General features: G+C 65.8%; 17 protein-coding genes. 12 read left to right on the top strand and 5 right to left on the bottom strand.

The genetic code is table 11. From position 1 onward, the window contains the following. Window positions 1-107 precede the first annotated feature (107 nt). The 10 genes from truB to gyrA all read left to right on the top strand — a co-directional run bounded on the left by truB (window position 108) and on the right by gyrA (window position 13,213). The gene (gene truB / locus AB6730_RS07080) at window positions 108-1,025 is read left to right on the top strand and encodes a tRNA pseudouridine(55) synthase TruB (protein ID WP_371022954.1); all 918 of its coding nucleotides are present in this window, start codon (window positions 108-110) and stop codon (window positions 1,023-1,025) included. Window positions 1,026-1,167: 142 nt separating this feature from the next. Beyond that, window positions 1,168-1,437, top strand: coding sequence for a 30S ribosomal protein S15 (gene rpsO / locus AB6730_RS07075; protein WP_371022953.1), 270 nt, complete (start codon window positions 1,168-1,170; stop codon window positions 1,435-1,437). A 30-nt stretch (window positions 1,438-1,467) separates the two neighbouring features. Next, window positions 1,468-3,573 (top strand): polyribonucleotide nucleotidyltransferase, encoded by a 2,106-nt coding sequence (gene pnp, locus AB6730_RS07070; RefSeq protein ID WP_371022952.1) that lies wholly within the window; start codon window positions 1,468-1,470, stop codon window positions 3,571-3,573. A 337-nt stretch (window positions 3,574-3,910) separates the two neighbouring features. After that, window positions 3,911-6,280, top strand: a complete 2,370-nt coding sequence (bglX, locus tag AB6730_RS07065; protein WP_371022951.1) for a beta-glucosidase BglX — start codon at window positions 3,911-3,913, stop codon at window positions 6,278-6,280. 17 nt (window positions 6,281-6,297) lie between these two features. Continuing rightward, a complete protein-coding gene (locus AB6730_RS07060) occupies window positions 6,298-7,236 on the top strand; it encodes a poly(R)-hydroxyalkanoic acid synthase subunit PhaE (RefSeq protein WP_371022950.1) in 939 nt (312 codons plus the stop codon). 2 nt (window positions 7,237-7,238) lie between these two features. Then, a complete protein-coding gene (locus AB6730_RS07055) occupies window positions 7,239-8,300 on the top strand; it encodes a class III poly(R)-hydroxyalkanoic acid synthase subunit PhaC (RefSeq protein ID WP_371023069.1) in 1,062 nt (353 codons plus the stop codon). Further along, on the top strand, window positions 8,297-8,803 hold the full coding sequence (locus AB6730_RS07050) for a DUF2165 family protein (RefSeq protein WP_371022949.1): 507 nt from the start codon (window positions 8,297-8,299) through the stop codon (window positions 8,801-8,803). The genes AB6730_RS07055 and AB6730_RS07050 overlap by 4 nt, the downstream gene beginning before the upstream one ends. 204 nt (window positions 8,804-9,007) lie before the next feature. Beyond that, complete coding sequence (gene mtnA / locus AB6730_RS07045) at window positions 9,008-10,021, top strand: S-methyl-5-thioribose-1-phosphate isomerase (RefSeq protein ID WP_371022948.1); 1,014 nt, start codon at window positions 9,008-9,010, stop codon at window positions 10,019-10,021. Further along, a complete protein-coding gene (locus AB6730_RS07040) occupies window positions 10,018-10,431 on the top strand; it encodes a GtrA family protein (protein ID WP_371022947.1) in 414 nt (137 codons plus the stop codon). The genes mtnA and AB6730_RS07040 overlap by 4 nt, the downstream gene beginning before the upstream one ends. A 139-nt stretch (window positions 10,432-10,570) precedes the next feature. Next, window positions 10,571-13,213: a DNA gyrase subunit A gene (gene gyrA, locus AB6730_RS07035; RefSeq protein ID WP_371022946.1), complete on the top strand. Its 2,643-nt coding sequence runs from the start codon at window positions 10,571-10,573 to the stop codon at window positions 13,211-13,213. Window positions 13,214-13,544: 331 nt separating this feature from the next. Here gyrA and AB6730_RS07030 read toward each other — a convergent pair whose 3' ends face one another. Next, window positions 13,545-14,027, bottom strand: a complete 483-nt coding sequence (locus AB6730_RS07030) for a peroxiredoxin (protein ID WP_371022945.1) — start codon at window positions 14,025-14,027, stop codon at window positions 13,545-13,547. 156 nt (window positions 14,028-14,183) lie between these two features. On the opposite strand from AB6730_RS07030, the gene AB6730_RS07025 reads away from it, so the two are divergent. Next, complete coding sequence (locus AB6730_RS07025; protein ID WP_371022944.1) at window positions 14,184-14,636, top strand: Hsp20/alpha crystallin family protein; 453 nt, start codon at window positions 14,184-14,186, stop codon at window positions 14,634-14,636. Window positions 14,637-14,727: 91 nt separating this feature from the next. Beyond that, the gene (locus AB6730_RS07020; RefSeq protein ID WP_371022943.1) at window positions 14,728-15,642 is read left to right on the top strand and encodes a DnaJ C-terminal domain-containing protein; all 915 of its coding nucleotides are present in this window, start codon (window positions 14,728-14,730) and stop codon (window positions 15,640-15,642) included. 254 nt (window positions 15,643-15,896) lie between these two features. Here AB6730_RS07020 and pilH read toward each other — a convergent pair whose 3' ends face one another. From pilH to lpdA, 4 genes are all read right to left on the bottom strand, one after another. After that, on the bottom strand, window positions 15,897-16,262 hold the full coding sequence (pilH, locus tag AB6730_RS07015) for a twitching motility response regulator PilH (protein WP_167023678.1): 366 nt from the start codon (window positions 16,260-16,262) through the stop codon (window positions 15,897-15,899). A gap of 182 nt (window positions 16,263-16,444) precedes the next feature. Then, window positions 16,445-17,437, bottom strand: a complete 993-nt coding sequence (locus AB6730_RS07010) for an acryloyl-CoA reductase (RefSeq protein ID WP_371022942.1) — start codon at window positions 17,435-17,437, stop codon at window positions 16,445-16,447. Window positions 17,438-17,461: 24 nt separating this feature from the next. Then, window positions 17,462-18,064, bottom strand: a complete 603-nt coding sequence (locus AB6730_RS07005) for a TIGR00730 family Rossman fold protein (RefSeq protein ID WP_371022941.1) — start codon at window positions 18,062-18,064, stop codon at window positions 17,462-17,464. A gap of 82 nt (window positions 18,065-18,146) precedes the next feature. Beyond that, entirely contained in the window at window positions 18,147-19,574 is a 1,428-nt protein-coding gene (lpdA, locus tag AB6730_RS07000; protein WP_371022940.1) for a dihydrolipoyl dehydrogenase, read from the bottom strand. Between the last annotated feature and the right edge of the window lie 18 nt (window positions 19,575-19,592).

The following is a 19,592-nucleotide window of genomic DNA, read 5'->3' as shown; positions in this document are numbered from 1 at the left end:
CGACAAGATTGCCCGCTGCCACGGGATCGCCGGCATAGCCGGCTCCCACAAGAGCATCGCCGACAAGGTCGGCTCCACCTGGGCACCGCCCCCTGTTTCCGATACCCATGAACCGCCGAACCTTCCGCGACATCCACGGCATCCTCCTGCTCGACAAGCCGCTGGGCCTGAGTTCCAACCAGGCCTTGCAGACGGCACGACGGCTCGTGGGCGCGGCCAAGGGCGGACATACGGGCAGCCTCGATCCGCTGGCGACGGGGTTGTTGCCGCTCTGCTTCGGCGAGGCCACCAAGATCGCCGGCTGGCTGCTGGGTTCACGCAAGGCCTATGAAGCCGAGGTGCGCCTGGGCGTCACCACCACCACGGCCGACCTGGAAGGCGAGATGGTCGAGACGCGTCCGGTCCCGTCACTGGACGACGCCACCATCGAGGCCGCCCTGGCGCCTCTGCGCGGCCACATCGTCCAGGTCCCGCCCGCCTATTCGGCGATCAAGCAGGATGGCGTGCCGCTGTATGTCCGTGCCCGCCGCGGCGAGGCCGTGGACGTGCCCGCCCGTGAAGTCGATGTCTACCGACTGGAGGTGCTGGACCGCGAGGGCGACACCGTGCGCCTGTTCGTCGAGTGTGGCTCGGGCACCTACGTGCGCAGCCTGGCGGTCGACTTCGGCGCGAACCTGGGGTGCGGTGCCCACCTGACCGGCCTGCGCCGGCTCTGGGTCGAACCCTTCATGGCGCCCGCCATGGTCACGCTCGAGCAGTTGCACGAGGCCGCCGAGACGGGTCCGGACCAGCTCGAGGCCTGCCTCCTGCCCGTGGAAGCGGGCCTGGCCCATATCCCCCGGGTGGATCTCGATCCGGACCAGACCCGGGTGCTGGGATTCGGCCAGCCCGTGCCGCTGGGGCAGGGCGCGGTCCCGGGCCGGTGCGGGGTCCGGGGTGCCGACGGGCGCCTGATGGCCTTGGGAGAGGTCGGTGAAGACGGTATCCTTCGCGTCCTCAGGGGATTCAACCTGCCGCCCGTCTGACCGGGCTTGTTGCCACTACGCGCAGGACGTTACAATTACGTGCTCGTTTAACGGCTTTCATCAAAAGCGAGGCTTGCGCAACTTCATCGGTAGTCGTTGAGGTTGCGCAAGTCTCGCACCCGCTTTTAAGGAATCGATACACATGTCGCTCACCGTCGAACAGACCAGCCAGATCATCAAGGACTACGGTCGCAAGGAAAACGACACCGGCTCGACCGAAGTCCAGGTCGCGCTGCTGTCCGCGAACATCACCGCGCTGCAGGATCACTTCCAGGCGCACAAGCAGGACCACCACTCGCGTCGCGGCCTGATCAGCATGGTCAACCGTCGCAAGAAGCTCCTGCAGTACCTCAAGGGGAATGACCTCGCTCGCTACCAGACCCTGATCGAACGCCTCGGCCTGCGCCGCTAAACCACCGGAACAGGACGAGGAGAGATCGAAGTGGCGAAAGTAACCAAGTCATTCCAGTACGGTAGTCACGAAGTCACACTGGAGACGGGCGAAATCGCCCGGCAGGCCTCCGGTGCGGTCATGGTCAGCATGGGCGGCACGGTCGTCCTGGTGACGGTCGTCGCGGCCCCCAAGGCACGCGAGGGCCAGGACTTCTTCCCCCTCACGGTCGACTACATGGAGAAGTTCTACTCCGCGGGTCGCATCCCGGGTGGCTTCTTCAAGCGTGAAGGCCGTCCGACCGAGAAGGAGACGCTGACCTCGCGCCTCATCGATCGTCCGCTCCGTCCGCTGTTCCCGGAAGAGTTCCGCAACGAGATCCAGGTCATCGCACAGGTCGTGTCGCTGAACCCGGAAGTCGACGGTGACATCCCGGCACTGATCGGCGCCTCGGCCGCCATGACGCTCGCCGGCGTGCCCTTCAAGGGCCCGATCGGCGCTGCCCGCGTCGGTTACGCCAACGGTCAGTACATCCTGAACCCGACGGCCGCCCAGCTGAAGACCTCCGACCTCGACCTCGTCGTCGCCGGTACGGCCAAGGCCGTGCTGATGGTGGAATCGGAAGCCAAGCTGCTCAGCGAAGACGTCATGCTCGGCGCGGTGGTCTTCGGCCACCAGCAGATGCAGGCCGCCATCGACACGATCAACGCCTTCGTCGCCGAAGCCGGCGCCAAGTCGTTCAAGTGGGAAGCCCCGGCCGCCAAGACGGCGCTGTACGACGCGGTCAAGGCCGTTGTCGGCAACCGTTTCGCCGAAGCCTTCCAGATCCGCGACAAGCTGGCTCGCCGCGACGTCATCAGCGCGCTGAAGACCGAGGTGAAGGCCGCGCTCGCCGCCCAGTCCGAAGCCAACGGCTGGACCGATGGCGACATCGGCGCCGCCTTCGGTGAGGTCGAGTACCGCACCCTGCGCGACGGCGTGCTGTCCACCAAGGTCCGCATCGACGGCCGCCAGCTCGACGACATCCGCCCGATCTCGGTGCGCGTCGGCGTCCTGCCGCGCACGCACGGCTCGGCGTTGTTCACCCGCGGCGAGACGCAGGCCCTGGTCGTCGCCACGCTCGGCACCACCCGCGACTCGCAGATCATCGACGCGCCGGAAGGCGAGTGGAAGGACACGTTCCTCTTCCACTACAACTTCCCTCCGTTCTCGGTCGGCGAAACCGGTCGCGTCGGCAGCCCGAAGCGTCGCGAGATCGGCCACGGCCGCCTCGCCAAGCGCGGCGTGCAGGCCGTCAAGCCGACGATTGAAGAGTTCCCGTACGTCGTTCGCGTCGTCTCGGAAATCACCGAGTCGAACGGTTCCTCGTCGATGGCCTCGGTCTGCGGTTCCTCGCTGGCCATGATGGACGCGGGTGTCCCGCTGAAGTCGCCGGTCGCCGGTATCGCGATGGGCCTGGTGAAGGAAGGCGACGATTTTGTCGTGCTCTCCGACATCCTGGGTGACGAAGACCACCTCGGCGACATGGACTTCAAGGTGGCCGGTACCGCCGATGGCGTGTCCGCGCTGCAGATGGACATCAAGATCGAAGGCATCACCGAAGAGATCATGCGCACGGCGCTGGCCCAGGCCAAGCGCGGTCGCGTGCACATCCTCGGTGAGATGGCCAAGGTGATGAGCACGGCCCGTTCGGAAATGAGCGAGTTCGCGCCGCGCCTGCTGACGATCAAGATCCACCCGGACAAGATCCGCGAAGTGATCGGCAAGGGTGGCGCCACCATCCGTTCGATCACCGAAGAGACCGGCACCACCATCGACATCACCGACGATGGCAATGTCGTGATCGCGTCGGTCAACCGCGAAGCCGCCGAAGCCGCGCGCAAGCGCATCGAGCAGATCGTGTCCGACGTCGAGCCGGGCCGCATCTACGAAGGCAAGGTCGCCAAGCTGATGGACTTCGGCGCGTTCGTCACGATCATGCCGGGCAAGGATGGTCTGGTCCACGTGTCGCAGATCTCCAGCGAGCGCGTCGAGAAGGTGTCCGACAAGCTCAAGGAAGGCGACCTGGTCAAGGTCAAGGTCCTGGAAGTCGACAAGCAGGGCCGTATCCGCCTGTCGATGAAGGCCGTCACCGAAGACGAAAACGTCACCGGCTGATCCCCGGCTTTCGCGTTGAACAAGAAACCCGGCATCGCGAGATGCCGGGTTTTTTTGTGTGGTATCGGGTGGCTCGGCTTCGCCATCGTGTTGGTTCTTTGCGTCGAGGAAGGGGGAGCCGTGGGCTGCCATTCTCGTCGCTAAGTCCTCGTCCTGCCTTCGCCTCCCTGCGGAATCGCTCCGAGAACGACAGCCCACGGCTCCCCTCCGACCGCACGGCGACTTGAGTGAGAGCAATGCGAAGGCGATCCAGCAAGGTTTACCTAGGCTGCCGCAAACGTTTACATTCCGGAGTCATCCTGTCGTCCTCAGCTGGCGACGCCTCCCCGGAGAATGCATGAGCTTCCGACCCCGTTCCCGTCTGTCCACGCGCATGCTCTTGCTCGGTGCGTCGCTCGCCCTGGCCGGTGCCGCGTGCGCCACGTCGGCGGGTGATGCCGCCGTCGTTCCCGCGTCTAACGCGCAGCTGGTTTCGCCGGAGATCGAGCGGAAGGTGGACGCGCTGCTGGCGCGGATGACCCTGGCCGAGAAGATCGGCCAACTCGTGCAGTACGGCGCGAGCGGTGCGGCCACGCCTGCCGACGGCAATGCGGTTGCCGTCAATCCGGAGACGCTTACACAGGTCGACGCGATGGCGTTGGCGCGGAAGGGCGAGTTGGGTTCGATGCTCAACGTCGTCGGTGCCGCGAAGACCCGGCCGTTCCAGGAAGCGGCGCTTGGTAGCCGCCTGGGTATTCCCCTGCTGTTCGGTGCCGACATCATCCACGGATACCGCACCATCTATCCCGTCCCGCTGGGCCTCTCCGCGACGTGGGACCCGGCGCTGGTGCAGGAGCTTTCGCACATGGCCGCCGTGGAGGCGACGACCGGCGGCGTGAAGTGGTTCTACTCGCCGATGGTCGACATCTCGCGTGATGCGCGGTGGGGGCGTTCGACCGAAGGCGCGGGAGAAGATGCCTATCTCGGCGCGGCCATGGCGCGCGCCTACATTCGTGGATACCAGGGAACGAGCCTCGCGGACCCGGAAAGCGTGGCGGCATCGGTCAAGCATTTCGCGGCGTATGGCGCGGCCGAGGCAGGTCGCGAGTACAACACGACGGACATGTCGGACGTCCGTTTGCGCCAGGTGTACCTGCCGCCGTACCGGGCGGCTGTCGAAGCCGGCGCGGCGACGATGATGAGCGCGTTCAACGCGCTCAATGGCGTGCCCGCCACCGCCAGTCCATATCTGATGACGGACATCCTGCGCAAGGAGTGGGGCTTCGACGGTTTCGTGGTGAGCGACTTCACCGCCGTGATGGAGTTGACCCATCATGGCATCGCGCTGGACGCCGCCACGGCGACACGAAAAGCACTGGAGGCTGGCGTGGAGGTGGACATGATGAGTCACTTCTACGATACGCAGATTCCGAAGCTGCTGGAGGAAGGCAAGCTGTCGATGGCGACCGTGGATGAAGCGGTACGGCGGGTGCTGCGGGTGAAATTCGCGCTGGGATTGTTCGAGCACCCCTATGCTCGTGGCACCGAGGTGGTGCAGGCCGTCGACGCGCATCGTCCCCTCGTGCGGCGCGCCGCCGAAGAATCCTTCGTGCTGCTCAAAAATGGCGGACAGGGCACGGCGCCGGTGCTGCCACTCGACCGTCGCATGAAGACGCTGGCACTGATCGGCCCGCTCGCCGATGCGGCCAGCGAGATGCAGGGCGCCTGGGGTGGCGCCCAACACTTCCCCGACGTGGTCACGCTGCGCGGCGGGCTGGCGGCGCGCATGAAAAAACAAGGCGGGGAGCTGCTGTACGCGAAGGGCACCGACATCGAAACGGATTCCGAAGCGGGCTTCGCCGAGGCCATGGACGCGGCGGCCAAGGCCGATGTGGTGGTGATGGCGCTGGGCGAATCGTCGCGCATGAGTGGCGAGGCCGGTTCGCGCGCGCACCTGGATCTTCCCGGCAACCAGCAGGCCTTGCTCCAGCGGATCGTCGCGACCGGTAAGCCGGTGGTGCTGCTGGTGTTCTCAGGCCGTCCCCTGGTGCTCGATTGGGCCGATCGCAACGTCCCCGCGATCATGGCCATGTGGTTTCCCGGCACGGAAGCCGGCAACGCGGTGGCGGACGTGCTGTTCGGTGACGTCGCCCCCAGCGGCAAGCTGACGATGAGTTTCCCCCGCGCGGTCGGCCAGGAGCCGCTCTACTACAACCAGTTCCCGACCGGCCGCCCGCCGGGCGATGCGGATCTCTCGAAGCCGCCATCGCGTGGCACGGCGTTCATCTCGCGCTACATCGACGTGCCCAACGACGCGCTGTATGCCTTCGGCCATGGCTTGTCCTACACCACATTCGGCTATTCGGACGTGCAGGTGTCCCGTAACCGCGTGCCGCTGGCGGAAGCGAACCGCAAAGGCGCGAAGGACCTGGTCACCGTGACCGCCACGGTGAAGAACACCGGGCGCCGCGCCGGCACCGAGGTAGTGCAACTCTACGTACGCAACCTGGGTGCGAGCGTCGAGCAGCCGGTTCGCAGCCTGCAGGGGTTCCAGCGCGTGGCCTTGAAGCCGGGTGAGTCGAGGCGCGTGATCTTCCAGCTCGGCTTTCCGGAACTGTCGTTCTGGAACGCGAAAAGCGAGGAGGTGGTCGAACCGGCACGGTACACCGTCTGGGTCGGCGGCAGTTCGAAGGCCGGCCAGCAGGCGGCGTTCGAGATCGCGCCCTGACGGCGTACCATACGCGCATGGCAGATAAACCGACCGATTTCATCGAACAGTACCAGGCCTTCGTCCGCCAGGGCGTCGAGGCCTGGGCGAAACAGCTCGATCCGAAGGCCGCTCCCGCGGAGAGTTCGCCGGTGACCGATGTCATGGGGCGGCTGTTCGCCGGCCTTGGCGGGTTCGGCGATTGGATGCGATCCATCGCCGGTGGCGAAACGCCTGGTGCGGGCTTCTCCGGCGGCATGCCGCCGTTCGGGCATGGGCCTGGCGTGCCTCCCGACTTCGACGAGTGGGCGCGGGTCGCCAACGATACGCTGTCGATGCCGGCCTTCGGCCTGACCCGCGAACAGCAGGAAGAGCAGCAGGCGCTTCTTCGCGCATGGATCGACTACGCCGGGCACTACCAGCGTTACCAGGCGCTGCTGCAAGGCGTGCACGAGCGGGCGAACGCGGCGCTGCGTGAACAGGCGCCGCCCACGGACGCCGACTCCATGCGTTCGGTCTACGACCGCTGGGTGAACCTCGCCGAGGAAAGCTATGCCGAGGCCGCACTGTCGGAGGAGTTTCGCGAGGTTTATGCCGCGCTGGTGAACGCGCAGATGCGCCTGCGGATGCTCCAGCAGCGGCAGGTCGAGCGGATGGCCGTGCAGGCGGGCATGCCCACGCGCAAGGAAGTGGACAGCCTGGGCGAGCGCCTGCAGGCCGCTCGCCGCGACCTGCGTCATCTGCAGGGCCTGGCCGCCGAGGTCGCCGCCCTGAAGGACGAGGTGGTCAAACTTCGTGGCGCCGGGGTGGACGTAAAGACGGCCGGACCGAACCGCGTGAAAAAGAAACCCGCGGCGACGGCGAAGAAGGTGGCCGCGGCCGCGAATCGCGCCGGCGGCATGAAGGCCGTGGCGAAGACGAAGCCTACCTCGACGCCGGGCAAGCGCGCCGCGACGACCAAGGGCCGGGCACGATGAACATGCCTCCGTTCCCGTTCGACCCGGAACGGGCCCACGCCGAAGTCGAGGCGTTCCGGCGCAAGCTCGAGGCCGGACTGGAGACACTCAAGCGAGTCGGTCCGATTGAGCTCGGCATCACGCCGCGCGAGGCGGTCTACACCGAAGACAAGCTGACACTCTGGCATTTCAAGGGCGAGAAAACGCCTACGGCGAAGGTCCCCTTGTTGATCTGCTATGCGCTGGTCAACACGCCGTGGATGATCGACCTGCAGGAAGACCGGTCGATGGTGCGCAACCTGCTCGAACAGGGCGAGGACGTCTACCTGGTCGATTGGGGTTATCCCGATGGTGCGGACCGCTGGCTGACGCTGGAAGACTATATCGACGGCTACCTCGACCGTTGCATGGACGTGGTGCGTGAACGCCACGGCCTGGATGCCGTGAACCTGCTCGGCATCTGCCAGGGCGGCGTGTTCTCGCTCTGCTACGCGGCGCTGCATCCGGAGAAGGTGCGCAACCTCGTCACCATGGTGACGCCGGTGGATTTCCACACCCCCGACAACATGCTTTCGCACTGGGCGCGCAACGTGGACATCGACCTGTTCGTCGACGCCACCGGCAACGTACCTGCCGACGTCATGAACTTCGCGTATCTCACGTTGAAGCCGCTGCGCCTGAACCAGCAGAAGTACATCGGCCTGGTCGACATCCTCGACAACCCGAAGGAAGTGGAGAACTTCCTGCGCATGGAGAAGTGGATCTTCGATTCACCCGACCAGGCGGGCGAGGCGTTCCGGGAGTTCGCCCGCGACTTCTTCCAGAAGAACCTGCTGATCAAGGGCGAGGCACGCATCGGCGCACGCCGGGTGGACCTCAAGAACATCACCCAGCCGGTGCTGAACATCTACGCGGAGCAGGATCACCTGGTTCCGCCCGCGGCGTCGGCTCCCTTGGGCAAGGCCGTGAGTAGCGACGACTACACCGCGCTGGCTTTCCAGGGTGGGCATATCGGCATCTACGTCTCCGGACGTGCGCAGAAACAGGTGCCGCCGGCGATCCACGCATGGCTTGCCGATCGATGACGGTTCGGCTGGCGAAGATCCTGCTCACCCTGGCGCTCGCTGCCTTCGCCTTCGTGGTGACCTACGACAACCTGGTCGACTACGGTTCGAATTTCGCCTTCGTGCGGCATGTGTTGTCGATGGACACCACATTCCCGGGGAACGCGCTGATGGGGCGTGCCATCACCACTCCGGCCCTGTGGCATGTCGGCTATGGGCTGATCATCGCGGCCGAGGGCGTGACGTGCGTGCTGTTGTCGCTGGGCGCGGTGACGCTCTGGCGTGCCCGGCGCGCGAGTGGCGTGCGGTTCGATGCGGCCAAGCGTTGGGTTGTCGCTGGCTGCGCGCTGGGCTTCCTCGTCTGGTTCTTCGGCTTCATGGTCGTCGGCGGCGAGTGGTTCGCCATGTGGCAGTCGAAGGTCTGGAACGGGCAGGAGGGGGCGTTCCGGTTTTACATGGCGTTGCTGGGTGTGTTGATCTTCGTGAACCAGCGTGACGGCGACCTGGAAGAGCATCGCCGCTGAAGCGGCTTCCCACCCGGGCGGAGAGCATCGCCGCTGAAGCGGCTTCCCACCCGGTCGAAATGCGTCGCCGCTGAAGCGGCTCCCACAATGGGTGTGGGAGCTGCTTCTGGTGTGGGAGCCGCTTCAGCGGCGATGGGTGCCTGGTGGAGCCGACCCTGTCGGCGATAGCTCTCCCACAGTCACACCCCATGCGATAATCCCCGCATGAACTCCCACGCCTCCCACGATTCCATCCGTGCCGTGCAGTGGCACGGCGACCGCCTGCGCCTGCTCGACCAGCGCCGTCTCCCCGCCGAGGAGACCTGGTTCGATTGCACCACCTCCGACGATGTCACGCGTGCGATCCGCGACCTCGCGGTGCGCGGTGCGCCGGCCATCGGCATCGCGGCGGCCTGGGGCGTGGTGCTCGCGGCGAAGGCCGGCGTGGACCTGCCCGTGGCCATGTCCACGCTGCGTGCGGCGCGTCCCACCGCGGTGAACCTGATGTGGGCGCTGGATCGCATGAACCTGCGCATCCTCGAAGGCGCCGATGCCGCCGCGCTCGAACGCGAAGCGCAGGCGATCCAGGAGGAAGACCTCGCCGCCAACCAGCACATGGGGCAGTTGGGCGCCGCCTTGATCGAGACGGGCTCGCACGTTCTCACGCATTGCAATACCGGCTCGCTCGCCACGGCCGGCTACGGCACGGCGCTGGGTGTGATCCGCGCCGGCGTCGCCTCGGGACACATCGAGCAGGTATATGCCGGGGAAACGCGCCCCTGGCAGCAGGGCGCGCGGCTCACGATGTGGGAACTGGTGCGCGACGGCATTCCGGCGAAGCTCATCGCCGACTCGGCGGCCTCGCACCTGATGAAGGACGGCAAGGTGAAGTGGGTGATCGTCGGCGCCGACCGCATCGCCGCCAACGGCGACACCGCGAACAAGATCGGTACCTACCAGCTCGCCATCGCCGCGCGGCACCATGGCGTGAAGTTCATGGTCGTCGCGCCGTCCACCACGGTGGACATGGCGACCGCGACGGGTGCCGACATCGAGATCGAATTGCGCGACGCCGCGGAATTGTTGTCGGTATCGGGTACGCGCACGGTGATCGACGGCGCGGACGCCTGGAATCCCGTCTTCGACGTGACACCGGCGGACTTGATCGACGCGATCGTGACCGAGCGTGGCGTGATCCTCCGTCCCGACGAAGAGCAGATGCGGATTCTTTTTCCGTGACACGGCTGCGCCGCGAGGTCGCGCTGTTCGCGGTCGGCGGCATCCTCGGGCTGGCCGTCGACGCCGGCATCGCGCAATCGCTCGTTGGCCTGGCGGGATGGAACGTCTACACCGCGCGTGTCGTTTCCTTCCTCAGCGCCGCCACCGTGACCTGGTGGTGGAACCGCACGCACACCTTCGCCCACCGCGATTCCGGTCGCGGCCACCGCGCCGAATGGCTGCACTGGATGGGGCTGATGGCGCTCGGCGCGGTGATCAACAACGGCCTCTACGTGCTGGCCTTCAAGGTGTTTCCCGCCTTGCACGCGTGGCCCGCGGTGGCCGTGGCGATGGGCTCGGCGGCGGGTGCCATCGCCAATTTCCTGCTGGCCCGCGCGGTGCTTTTCCGTACCGCCAAGACGTCGATATAAGTCATTGAATCTGCGTGGTTTTTTGCTGTCATTTCCACGCCCGATGTGATATGATTCCCGGGTTGAGCCGACGGCATCGCGCGAGCGCGATACATAGGGCCGGCGGGGGTATTTTCACGGACATCCAGGAAGCCGATTGATGGCAGAACTCGCCAAAGAAGTCATCCGCGTCAACATCGAAGACGAGATGCGCCAGAGCTATCTCGACTACGCGATGAGCGTCATCGTGGGGCGTGCGCTACCCGATGTTCGCGACGGCCTGAAGCCGGTGCATCGCCGCGTGCTGTTCGCGATGAACGAACTGGGCAATGCCTGGAACAAGCCGTACAAGAAGTCGGCCCGCGTGGTCGGTGACGTGATCGGTAAGTACCATCCGCATGGCGATGCGTCGGTCTACGACACCATCGTCCGCATGGCGCAGCCGTTCTCGCTGCGCTACATGCTGGTCGACGGCCAGGGCAACTTCGGTTCGGTCGACGGCGACAACGCGGCGGCCATGCGATACACCGAGGTGCGCATGGCGCGCCTCACGCACGAGTTGATGGCGGACATCGACAAGGAAACCGTCGACTTCGGTCCCAACTACGACGAAAGCGAGCACGAGCCGCTGGTCCTGCCGACCCGCGTGCCGAACCTGCTCGTCAACGGTTCCGCCGGCATCGCCGTGGGTATGGCGACCAACATCCCGCCGCACAACATGACCGAGGTCATCAACGCCACGCTGGCGCTGATCGAGGATGCCTCGCTCGGCGTCGATGATCTGATGACGTATATCCCGGGTCCGGATTTCCCGACCGCGGGCATCATCAACGGTTCATCGGGCATCGTCGAGGCCTATCGCACCGGCCGCGGCCGTATCCTCGTCCGCGCGCGGACCGAGATCGAGACCGAGGCCAACGGCCGCGAGACGATCCTGATCCACGAGCTGCCGTACCAGGTGAACAAGGCCCGCCTGATCGAGAAGATCGCCGAGCTGGTCAAGGAAAAGAAGCTCGAGGGCATCAGCGAACTGCGCGACGAGTCCGACAAGGACGGCATGCGCGTCGTGATCGAGATCCGTCGCGACGCGATGGCCGACGTGGTGCTGAACAACCTGTTCCAGCAGACCCAGTTGCAGGTCACCTTCGGCATCAACATGGTGGCCTTGCTCGATGGCCAGCCGAAGCTGCTGAACCTCAAGGACATTCTCGAGGCCTTCATCCGCCACCGTCGCGAGGTGGTCACCCGCCGCACCATCTTCGAGCTGCGCAAGGCACGCCAGCGCGCGCATATCCTCGAAGGCCTCACGGTCGCGCTCGCCAACATCGACGAGATGATCGAGCTGATCCGCACCTCCGCGTCCTCGGCCGAGGCGCGCGAGCGCATGGTCGCGCGCCGCTGGGAGCCGGGCCTGGTGAAGGCCTTGCTCGCCGCCACCGGCTCGGCCGCGTCGCGTCCGGAAGACATGGACCCGCGCGATGGCCTCCGCGAAGATGGCTACCAGCTGTCCGAAGCGCAGGCGACCGAGATCCTGCAGATGCGCCTGCACCGCCTCACGGGGTTGGAGCAGGAGAAGCTCTCCGACGAATACCGCGAGATCCTCGATACGATCCGCGGTCTCATCGAGATCCTCGAGAACCCGAACCGCCTGCTCGAAGTCATCCGCGAGGAACTCGAACAGATCCGTACCGACTACGGCGACGCACGGCGCACCGAGATCCAGCATTCGCAGGAAGACCTCAACGTCCTCGACCTCATCGCGCCGGAAGACGTGGTGGTCACGCTCTCGCACACCGGCTACATCAAGCGTCAGCCGGCCAGCCTCTACCGCGCGCAGAAGCGCGGTGGCAAGGGCCGTTCGGCGTCGGCGTTGAAGGACGAAGACGTCGTGCAGCAGCTGTGGGTGGTGAACACCCACGACACGCTGCTCACCTTCACCAGCACCGGCCGCGTCTACTGGCTCAAGGTCTACCAGATGCCGGAGGCGGGTCCGGGTGCACGTGGCAAGCCCATCGTCAACCTGTTGCCGCTGGGCGAGGGCGAGAAGGTGCAGGCGCTGCTGCCGGTACGCGATTACGATCCGACCTGCTTCGTGTTCTTCGCCACCCGCAAGGGCACGGTGAAGAAGACGCCGCTGACCGAGTTCGCCTTCCAGCTGCAGAAGGGCAAGGCGGCCATCAACCTCGACGAGGGCGATGCGCTGGTCGACGTGGCGATGACCGCCGGCGAGAGCGACGTGCTGCTGTTCGCCTCGAACGGCAAGTCGGTGCGCTTCGATGAAGGCAGCGTACGCTCCATGGGCCGTACGGCCACCGGCGTGCGCGGCATGCGTCTTGCCGAGGATGCCGAAGTGGTGTCGCTGATCGTGGCGGCGGGCGAGGGCGATATCCTCACGGCCACCGCGCGCGGCTACGGCAAGCGCACGGCACTCGCGGAATTCCCGAAGAAGGGCCGCGGCACGCAGGGCGTCATCGCCATCCAGTGCTCCGAGCGCAACGGCAACCTTGTCGCCGCCGAGCAGGTCACGGAAACGCAGCAGCTGATGCTCATCTCCGACCAGGGCACCCTGGTGCGCACGCGTGTCTCCGAGGTGTCCCAGCTCAGCCGTAACACGCAGGGCGTCACCCTGATCAAGCTGCCGAAGGACGAGACGCTGATCGGTGTCGTCCGCCTGGAGGCCGAGGAAGAGATCGAAGGTGAAGGCGAAGGCGAGACGCCCGATGGCGAAGCCGCCGCCGATATGCCGCCGATCGAGAGCGGTCCCACGGGGGACGGCGATCCAGCCGAGTCTGGCGAAGCGTAAAAAAGAAAAACCCGCGGCGACGCGGGTTTTTCTTTGCGCTCACCGTTCCGTTCGTGCGTGCCATGCCGAGTGCCGAAACCGGGTGGGAAGCGGACTGGTCCGCGAGTCCTCGAACTATCCGGTGGCGAAAGAGGCTTTGCCGTGATCGGGCGAGGCTTTCCACCGCTCGCCCGAATGCGACGCATCGCCTCGTTCGCTCGAAACAGGTTGACGGTTCGCGGACGAGTCCGCTTCCCACCACGGTGGGGAGTTCCCACCACGGTGAGGAGTTCCCACCACGGTGAGGAAGTCCCACACCGGTGAGGATATCCTGCACCGGGCGGCGGCGATGTCAGGCGTCGATGGCTTCCAGTATCGCCTCGGCCGTCGACACGCGGAACTCGCCCGGTGCCTCGACCTGGATCGCCTTCACCACGCCATCTTCGGCATATAGCGCGAAGCGCTTGGCGCGAATGCCCATGCCATTCTTCGTCCCGTCGAGCTCCAGTCCCAATGCCTTGGCGAAGGTAGCGTTACCATCCGCCAGCATCAGGAGCTCCTTGGGCACGCCCTGCGACTCACCCCAGGCATGCATCACGAAGGCGTCGTTCACCGACATGCAGGCGACCTTGATCCCCCGCTGCCGGAAATCATCCATGTGCTGCACGAAGCCCGGCAGGTGCTTGTTTGAGCAGGTGGGCGTGAAGGCACCCGGCACGGCGAAAAGCACGACCTTGCCTACGCCGAGAACGTCGGTGCTGGTCACGGTCTTGATGCCATCTTCGTAGATGGCGAGGGTCGCTTCCGGAAGTCGTTCGCCGACTGCGATGGTCATGGGACTGCCTCCTCGTGGAAAACGCCGAGTGTACGTCAAGGCTCGTAGAGCTGAAGAAACGGCAACCGGTATGGCCTCGCTCTTGAATTGTCCGTGGCCGGTCATATCTTTCACGTCAGACGGCCACGGGGCCGAAACTTCTTTGGAGTCAAACAGATGAACCAGCTTCGTCAGGTATCGTTTCGCCGTGCGCCGGTGTTCGGCAGCGATGTCCGCAATGTGTTCGAGCACTTCTTCGGCGGCGACATCGCCGTGCCGGCCAGCACCGTTTCCAGTGCCTGGGCGCCGCGCGTGGACATCCGTGAAGAGAACGGACGTTTCCTGATCCTGGCCGATGTGCCGGGCGTGGACCTGGCCGACATCGAGATCCAGATGGAAAAGAACGTGCTCAGCATCAAGGGTGAGCGGAAGCCGTTTGCCAGCGAGACCGAGGGCAAGTTCAGCCGCGTGGAACGCGCGGCCGGTGCGTTCAAGCGTAGCTTCACGTTGCCCGAGAGCGCCGATGCCGACGGGATCACCGCGTCGGGTGCCCATGGCGTGCTCGAGATCGCGATTCCGAAAAAGGCGCAGAGCGCACCGCGCCGTATCGCCATTAACGCTGCGGGCTAAAACGGCCTAAGCTTAGCTGTCTGGCCCGCGGCGGACCCTGTCCGCCGCGGGTGCTTCGTTTTTGGTTTTCGACACAAGCCCGGGAGAGCCTGTGGAGTTCAAGGATTATTACGAGACACTAGGGGTCAAGCCCGACGCGACCGACGCGGAGATCAAGGCCGCGTACCGGAAGCTTGCCCGCAAGTACCATCCCGACAAGAACAAGGAAGCCGGTGCCGAAGAGAAGTTCAAGGCGGTCAACGAGGCCAACGAGGCCCTGAAAGACCCCGAGAAGCGCCGCGCCTACGACCAGTTCCGCGCTGGCGGCTACCGCCAGGGCGAGCAGTTCCGTCCGCCGCCGGGTTGGGGCCAGCAGGGCAACGGCTTCGATTTCGGTGACATGGGTGGCCGCGGTGGCGGCGATTTCAGCGACTTCTTCGAGAGCCTGTTCGGTGGCGGCGGCCGTGCCCGCGGCCAGCAGCCGCAGGCGCGTCGCGGGCGGGATATCCAGGCCAGGATCGAGACCGACCTGCAGACGGCCTACAACGGCGGCAAGACGCGCGTGGTGCTGAACGATTCCTCGGGCGGCGAACGCGTGCTCGAGGTGAAGATTCCCGCCGGCATCACGTCCGGACAGACGATCCGGCTTGCCGGGCAGGGACATGCCGGCTCGTCCGGTGGTCCCTCGGGCGACCTGTTGCTCGAGATCGCCATCCGGGACGATGCGCGCTTTCGGCTGGACGGACGCACGGTGACCCATGTGCTGCCGATCACGCCCTGGGAAGCCGCGCTCGGGGCCACGGTGCCCGTGCCGACGCTCGGTGGGCATGTCGACCTGCGTATTCCGGCGGGCTCGCAATCGGGGCGGAAGCTGCGGCTGAAGGGGCGTGGCCTGCCGGGTTCGGAACCGGGCGACCAGATCGTCGTGCTGGAGATCCGCGTGCCGGTGCCCGAGACCCACGAGGAGCAGGCGGCGTACGCGGAGTTCAAGGATGCGTTCGCGGGGTTCGATCCGCGGCGGGGGTGAGGGCTGGAGGCGGTGGGAGGTCAGGGAGAATCTGGCCGCGCTGCGCGCGGATCGCCGCTGAAGCGGCTCCCACCCAGCCGCGGCATTTCCCATGGCCACGGTACTTGCCATCCTGCCGAAGCACTCTGTGGGAGCCGCTTCAGCGGCGATCTCCTCAGCGCTTCGGTGGGAGCCGACCCTGTCGGCGATGGCCTCGCCCCAGGGCCTGAAGACCCTCGGCCCGGCAAGTATTCCTCGCCCCGGCAGATAGTTCCTCAGCCCGGCAGGTGTTCCTTCAACGCCGCGACCAGTTCCTCTTCCTTGATCGGCTTGACCACATAGGCCTTCGCGCCCTGGCGCAGGCCCCACACCTTGTCCGTGTCCTGGTCCTTCGTGGTCACCAGGATGATCGGGATGTGCTTGGTGGTTTCTTCCTTGCTGATCGTGCGCGTGGCCTGGAACCCGTTGAGATTCGGCATCACCACGTCCATCAGGATGAGGTCGGGGATCTCGCGCTTGGCCACCTCGACGCCCTGGGCGCCGTCTTCGGCGGTGATGGCCTCATGGCCCAGTTTCTCGACGATGCGCTTGATGCCAAGCAACTGAGACGGCGAATCGTCGACGATCAGGATACGAGCCATTCACTTTCCCCCGGGCCGATGCCCGATGTGTTCTCTTTGGTGACGCCGGCCATCCCGGCTGGCGTCTCGGACCCGCGGTGACGAGAAAACGTCACGCGTGGCGCCTCTGGCGAGGGGTCATTCTACCGGCCGCCGCGCGGGTATCAATGGTGGGAAGCACAGATGGCGGTCCCAGCAGGCTTTTACGAGCCGATACGGACGACGGTACGGCCGAACGATCCGCCTTCGAGCATCGTGCCGAAGACGCTGGCCACGTCTTCCAGTGCCACTTCCTTCGTGCAGATCGCGTCGAGGTGACGTGGCCTCCACTCGCCGGAGAGGCGCTTCCACACCTCGTCGCGAACGTCGCGCGCGGTGCCTGCCGAAGCCACGCCGAGCACGCTCACGCCGCGGATGATGAAGGGCATCACCGAGGTCGACAACTCCGGACTCCCCGCCAGACCGCAGATGGCGGCGTTGCCGTAGGGGGCGATCAGCGGCAGGAAACCCGCCAGCGTCTTGCCGCCGACGTTGTCGAGCATGCCGCCGTATGTCGCGGAATCCATCGGCTTGCCGCTGAAAGCGAGCTGGTGGCGATCCACGCATTCGCTGGCGCCGAGCATGCGCAGGAAGTCGAAGCGGTCGGCCTTGCCGCTGATGGCATGCACTTCGTAGCCGGCGCGGCTGAAGATGTCGATGCCGAGCATGCCCACGCCACCCGTGGCACCGGTGATGGCGATCGGGCCGAGCGCGGGTGTCTGGCGGTTGTCGGTCATGCGCAGCAGGGCCAGCGCGGCGGTGAAGCCGGCCGTGCCGATGATCATCGCTTCGCGCGTACTCAGCGAGGCAGGCAGGGCGACCGTCCATTCGGCGGGCAGGCGCACGTATTCGCCGTAGCCGCCGTCGCGGGTCTCGGAGAGGCCGCTCCCGGTGGCGAGCACCTTGTCGCCTTCCTTGAAGGCCGGACTGGTCGACGCGACCACGGTGCCAGCCACGTCGATGCCGCCGTTCAAGGGGAAGGTCCGCAGGATCTTGCCCTTGCCGGTGCCGGCCAACGCATCCTTGTAGTTCACGGACGACCATTCGGCCTTGACCAGGACCTCGCCCGGGGCGAGGGCGTCGGTGTCCATGGTCTCGATGCCGGCGTGATAGCCGGCGTCGTCCTGGCGGATACGGAACGCGCGGAAATTCGTCATGCGTGTGTCCTTGGGCGGAAGCGATCAGTCGATGCTATCGACAGACGTACCCGTGATCCACTTCGGCGTGTAAGTGGATTCGTAGTGTTTCATCCAGTCGAACAACTGGTCGATGTCGTCGCCGAACCACACCTGCTCGCGCTGGTTCTGCTTCACGAAGCCTTCGGCGACCATGTGGTCCATGCTCGCGGACAGGCCGCGGTAGAAGCCGCGCACGTCGAGGAAGGCGCAGGGATAGCTGTGCAGGCCTAGCTGCGCCCAGGTGAGCATCTCGAACATCTCGTCCATCGTGCCGAAGCCGCCGGGCAGGGCCACGAACGCATCGGCGATCTCGTACATGCGTGTCTTGCGCTGGTGCATGGTCTCGACGACCTGCAGTTCCGACAGTCCGGTATGGGCGACTTCCTTCTCGACCAGCTGGCGTGGGATGACGCCGATGACACGTCCGCCGGCGGCGAGCGTGGCATCGGCGACGGTGCCCATCAGCCCGACCTTGCCGCCGCCGTAGACCAGCGCGATGCCTTCTTTCGCCAGCCGCGTGCCAAAGGCCCTGGCGGCTTCGGTGTATTCCGGATGCGAACCGCTGCTGGAGCCGCAGTAGACGCAAAGGGATGTGATCTCACGCATGTTCAAGTTCTCCACGTTCCCCGAAACGACGAAGCCCGCCCATGCGTTGCGGCAGGGGCGGGCTCCGGTGACACAGGGACGATCAGTTGCCCTTGTGGATGGCGCGCTTGTCGACCGAGAGTGCCGCCTCGTGCACCACTTCCGACAGCGCCGGGTGGGCATGGACGATGCGGGCGAGGTCTTCCGACGAGCCCTTGAACTCCATCGCCACGACGCACTCGTGGATCAGCTCGGAAACGACCGGGCCGACCATGTGCACGCCGAGGATGCGATCGGTTTCGGCGTGGGCGATCATCTTCACCTGGCCGATGCCTTCGTTCATCGCCACGGCACGGCCGTTGGCGGCGAACGGGAAGGAGCCCGTGCGGTACGGAACGCCTTCTTCCTTCAGCTGCTCTTCGGTCTTGCCGACCCAGGCGATTTCCGGCTCGGTGTAGATGACCCAGGGCACGGTGTCGAGGTTGACGTGGCCCGGCTTGCCGGCGATCAACTCGGCGACCATGACGCCTTCCTCGGAACCCTTGTGCGCGAGCATCGGGCCACGCACGGCGTCGCCGATCGCCCAGACGCCATCGACGCCGGTGTGGTTGTGCTCGTCGACGACGATGCGGCCGCGCTCGTCGAGCTTCACGCCCGTGTCGTCGGCCAGCAGGCCCGCGGTGTAGGCGCGGCGGCCCACGGCCACCAGCAGCTTGTCGACGACCAGCGACTGCGCGTTGCCATCCTTGTCGGTGTAGCCGACATGGACTTCGTCGCCCTTGACCTCGGCGGAGGTGACCTTGGCGTTGACCTTGATGTCGAGGCCCTGCTTGGCGAACTCGCGGGCGGCCAGCTTGGCGATGTCCTGGTCGGCCACGGCGAGGAACTTCGGCAGCGCTTCCAGCACCGTCACGTCGGAACCGAGGCGCTTCCACACGCTGCCGAGCTCGAGGCCGATCACGCCGGCGCCGATCACGCCCATGCGCTTGGGCACCTCGGTGAGGTCGAGCGCGCCGGTGTTGTCGATGATGTGCTTGCCGTCGAACTTCGCGAACGGCAGTTCGATGGGCACCGAGCCCGAGGCGAGGATGACGTTGGTCGCCGAGATGGTCTGGACGCTGCCGTCGTTGCCCGTGACTTCGACCTGGTTGCCCTTGAGCAGCTTGCCCTTGCCGAAGTACGAGGTGACCTTGTTCGCCTTGAACAGCATCGTCACGCCGCCGGTGAACTGCTTGACGATCTTGTCCTTGCGGCCGATGAACGTGCCGATGTCGATCTTCGGGTTCTCGGCGGTGATGCCGTGATCCTTGAAGTTGTGCGTGAGGTTGTGGAACTGCTTGGAGGAATCCAGTAGCGCCTTGGACGGGATGCAGCCCACGTTGAGGCAGGTGCCGCCGAGGGCGGCCTTGCCGTCCTTGCCGACGAAGGCGTCGACCACGGCGGTCTTCAGGCCCAGCTGCGCGGCGCGGATCGCGGCCACATAGCCCGCGGGGCCGGCACCGATGACGATGACGTCGAACTTGTCGCTCATTGCTTAGCTCCGGATGTC

The organism is Luteibacter sp. RCC_6_2 (assembly GCF_041360655.1).
In the GTDB taxonomy this organism is placed as follows: domain Bacteria; phylum Pseudomonadota; class Gammaproteobacteria; order Xanthomonadales; family Rhodanobacteraceae; genus Luteibacter.
Note: the sequence above shows the minus strand (reverse complement) of the source record. Positions and strands in the feature narration are given on the sequence as shown.

Coding starts and splice junctions, on each gene's coding strand:
- truB (WP_371022954.1), top strand. CDS start 108: ATGAACCGCCGAACCTTCCGCGACATCCACGGCATCCTCCTGCTCGAC.
- rpsO (WP_371022953.1), top strand. CDS start 1,168: ATGTCGCTCACCGTCGAACAGACCAGCCAGATCATCAAGGACTACGGT.
- bglX (WP_371022951.1), top strand. CDS start 3,911: ATGAGCTTCCGACCCCGTTCCCGTCTGTCCACGCGCATGCTCTTGCTC.
- AB6730_RS07060 (WP_371022950.1), top strand. CDS start 6,298: ATGGCAGATAAACCGACCGATTTCATCGAACAGTACCAGGCCTTCGTC.
- AB6730_RS07055 (WP_371023069.1), top strand. CDS start 7,239: ATGCCTCCGTTCCCGTTCGACCCGGAACGGGCCCACGCCGAAGTCGAG.
- AB6730_RS07050 (WP_371022949.1), top strand. CDS start 8,297: ATGACGGTTCGGCTGGCGAAGATCCTGCTCACCCTGGCGCTCGCTGCC.
- mtnA (WP_371022948.1), top strand. CDS start 9,008: ATGAACTCCCACGCCTCCCACGATTCCATCCGTGCCGTGCAGTGGCAC.
- gyrA (WP_371022946.1), top strand. CDS start 10,571: ATGGCAGAACTCGCCAAAGAAGTCATCCGCGTCAACATCGAAGACGAG.
- AB6730_RS07030 (WP_371022945.1), bottom strand. CDS start 14,027: ATGACCATCGCAGTCGGCGAACGACTTCCGGAAGCGACCCTCGCCATC.
- AB6730_RS07025 (WP_371022944.1), top strand. CDS start 14,184: ATGAACCAGCTTCGTCAGGTATCGTTTCGCCGTGCGCCGGTGTTCGGC.
- pilH (WP_167023678.1), bottom strand. CDS start 16,262: ATGGCTCGTATCCTGATCGTCGACGATTCGCCGTCTCAGTTGCTTGGC.
- AB6730_RS07010 (WP_371022942.1), bottom strand. CDS start 17,437: ATGACGAATTTCCGCGCGTTCCGTATCCGCCAGGACGACGCCGGCTAT.
- AB6730_RS07005 (WP_371022941.1), bottom strand. CDS start 18,064: ATGCGTGAGATCACATCCCTTTGCGTCTACTGCGGCTCCAGCAGCGGT.
- lpdA (WP_371022940.1), bottom strand. CDS start 19,574: ATGAGCGACAAGTTCGACGTCATCGTCATCGGTGCCGGCCCCGCGGGC.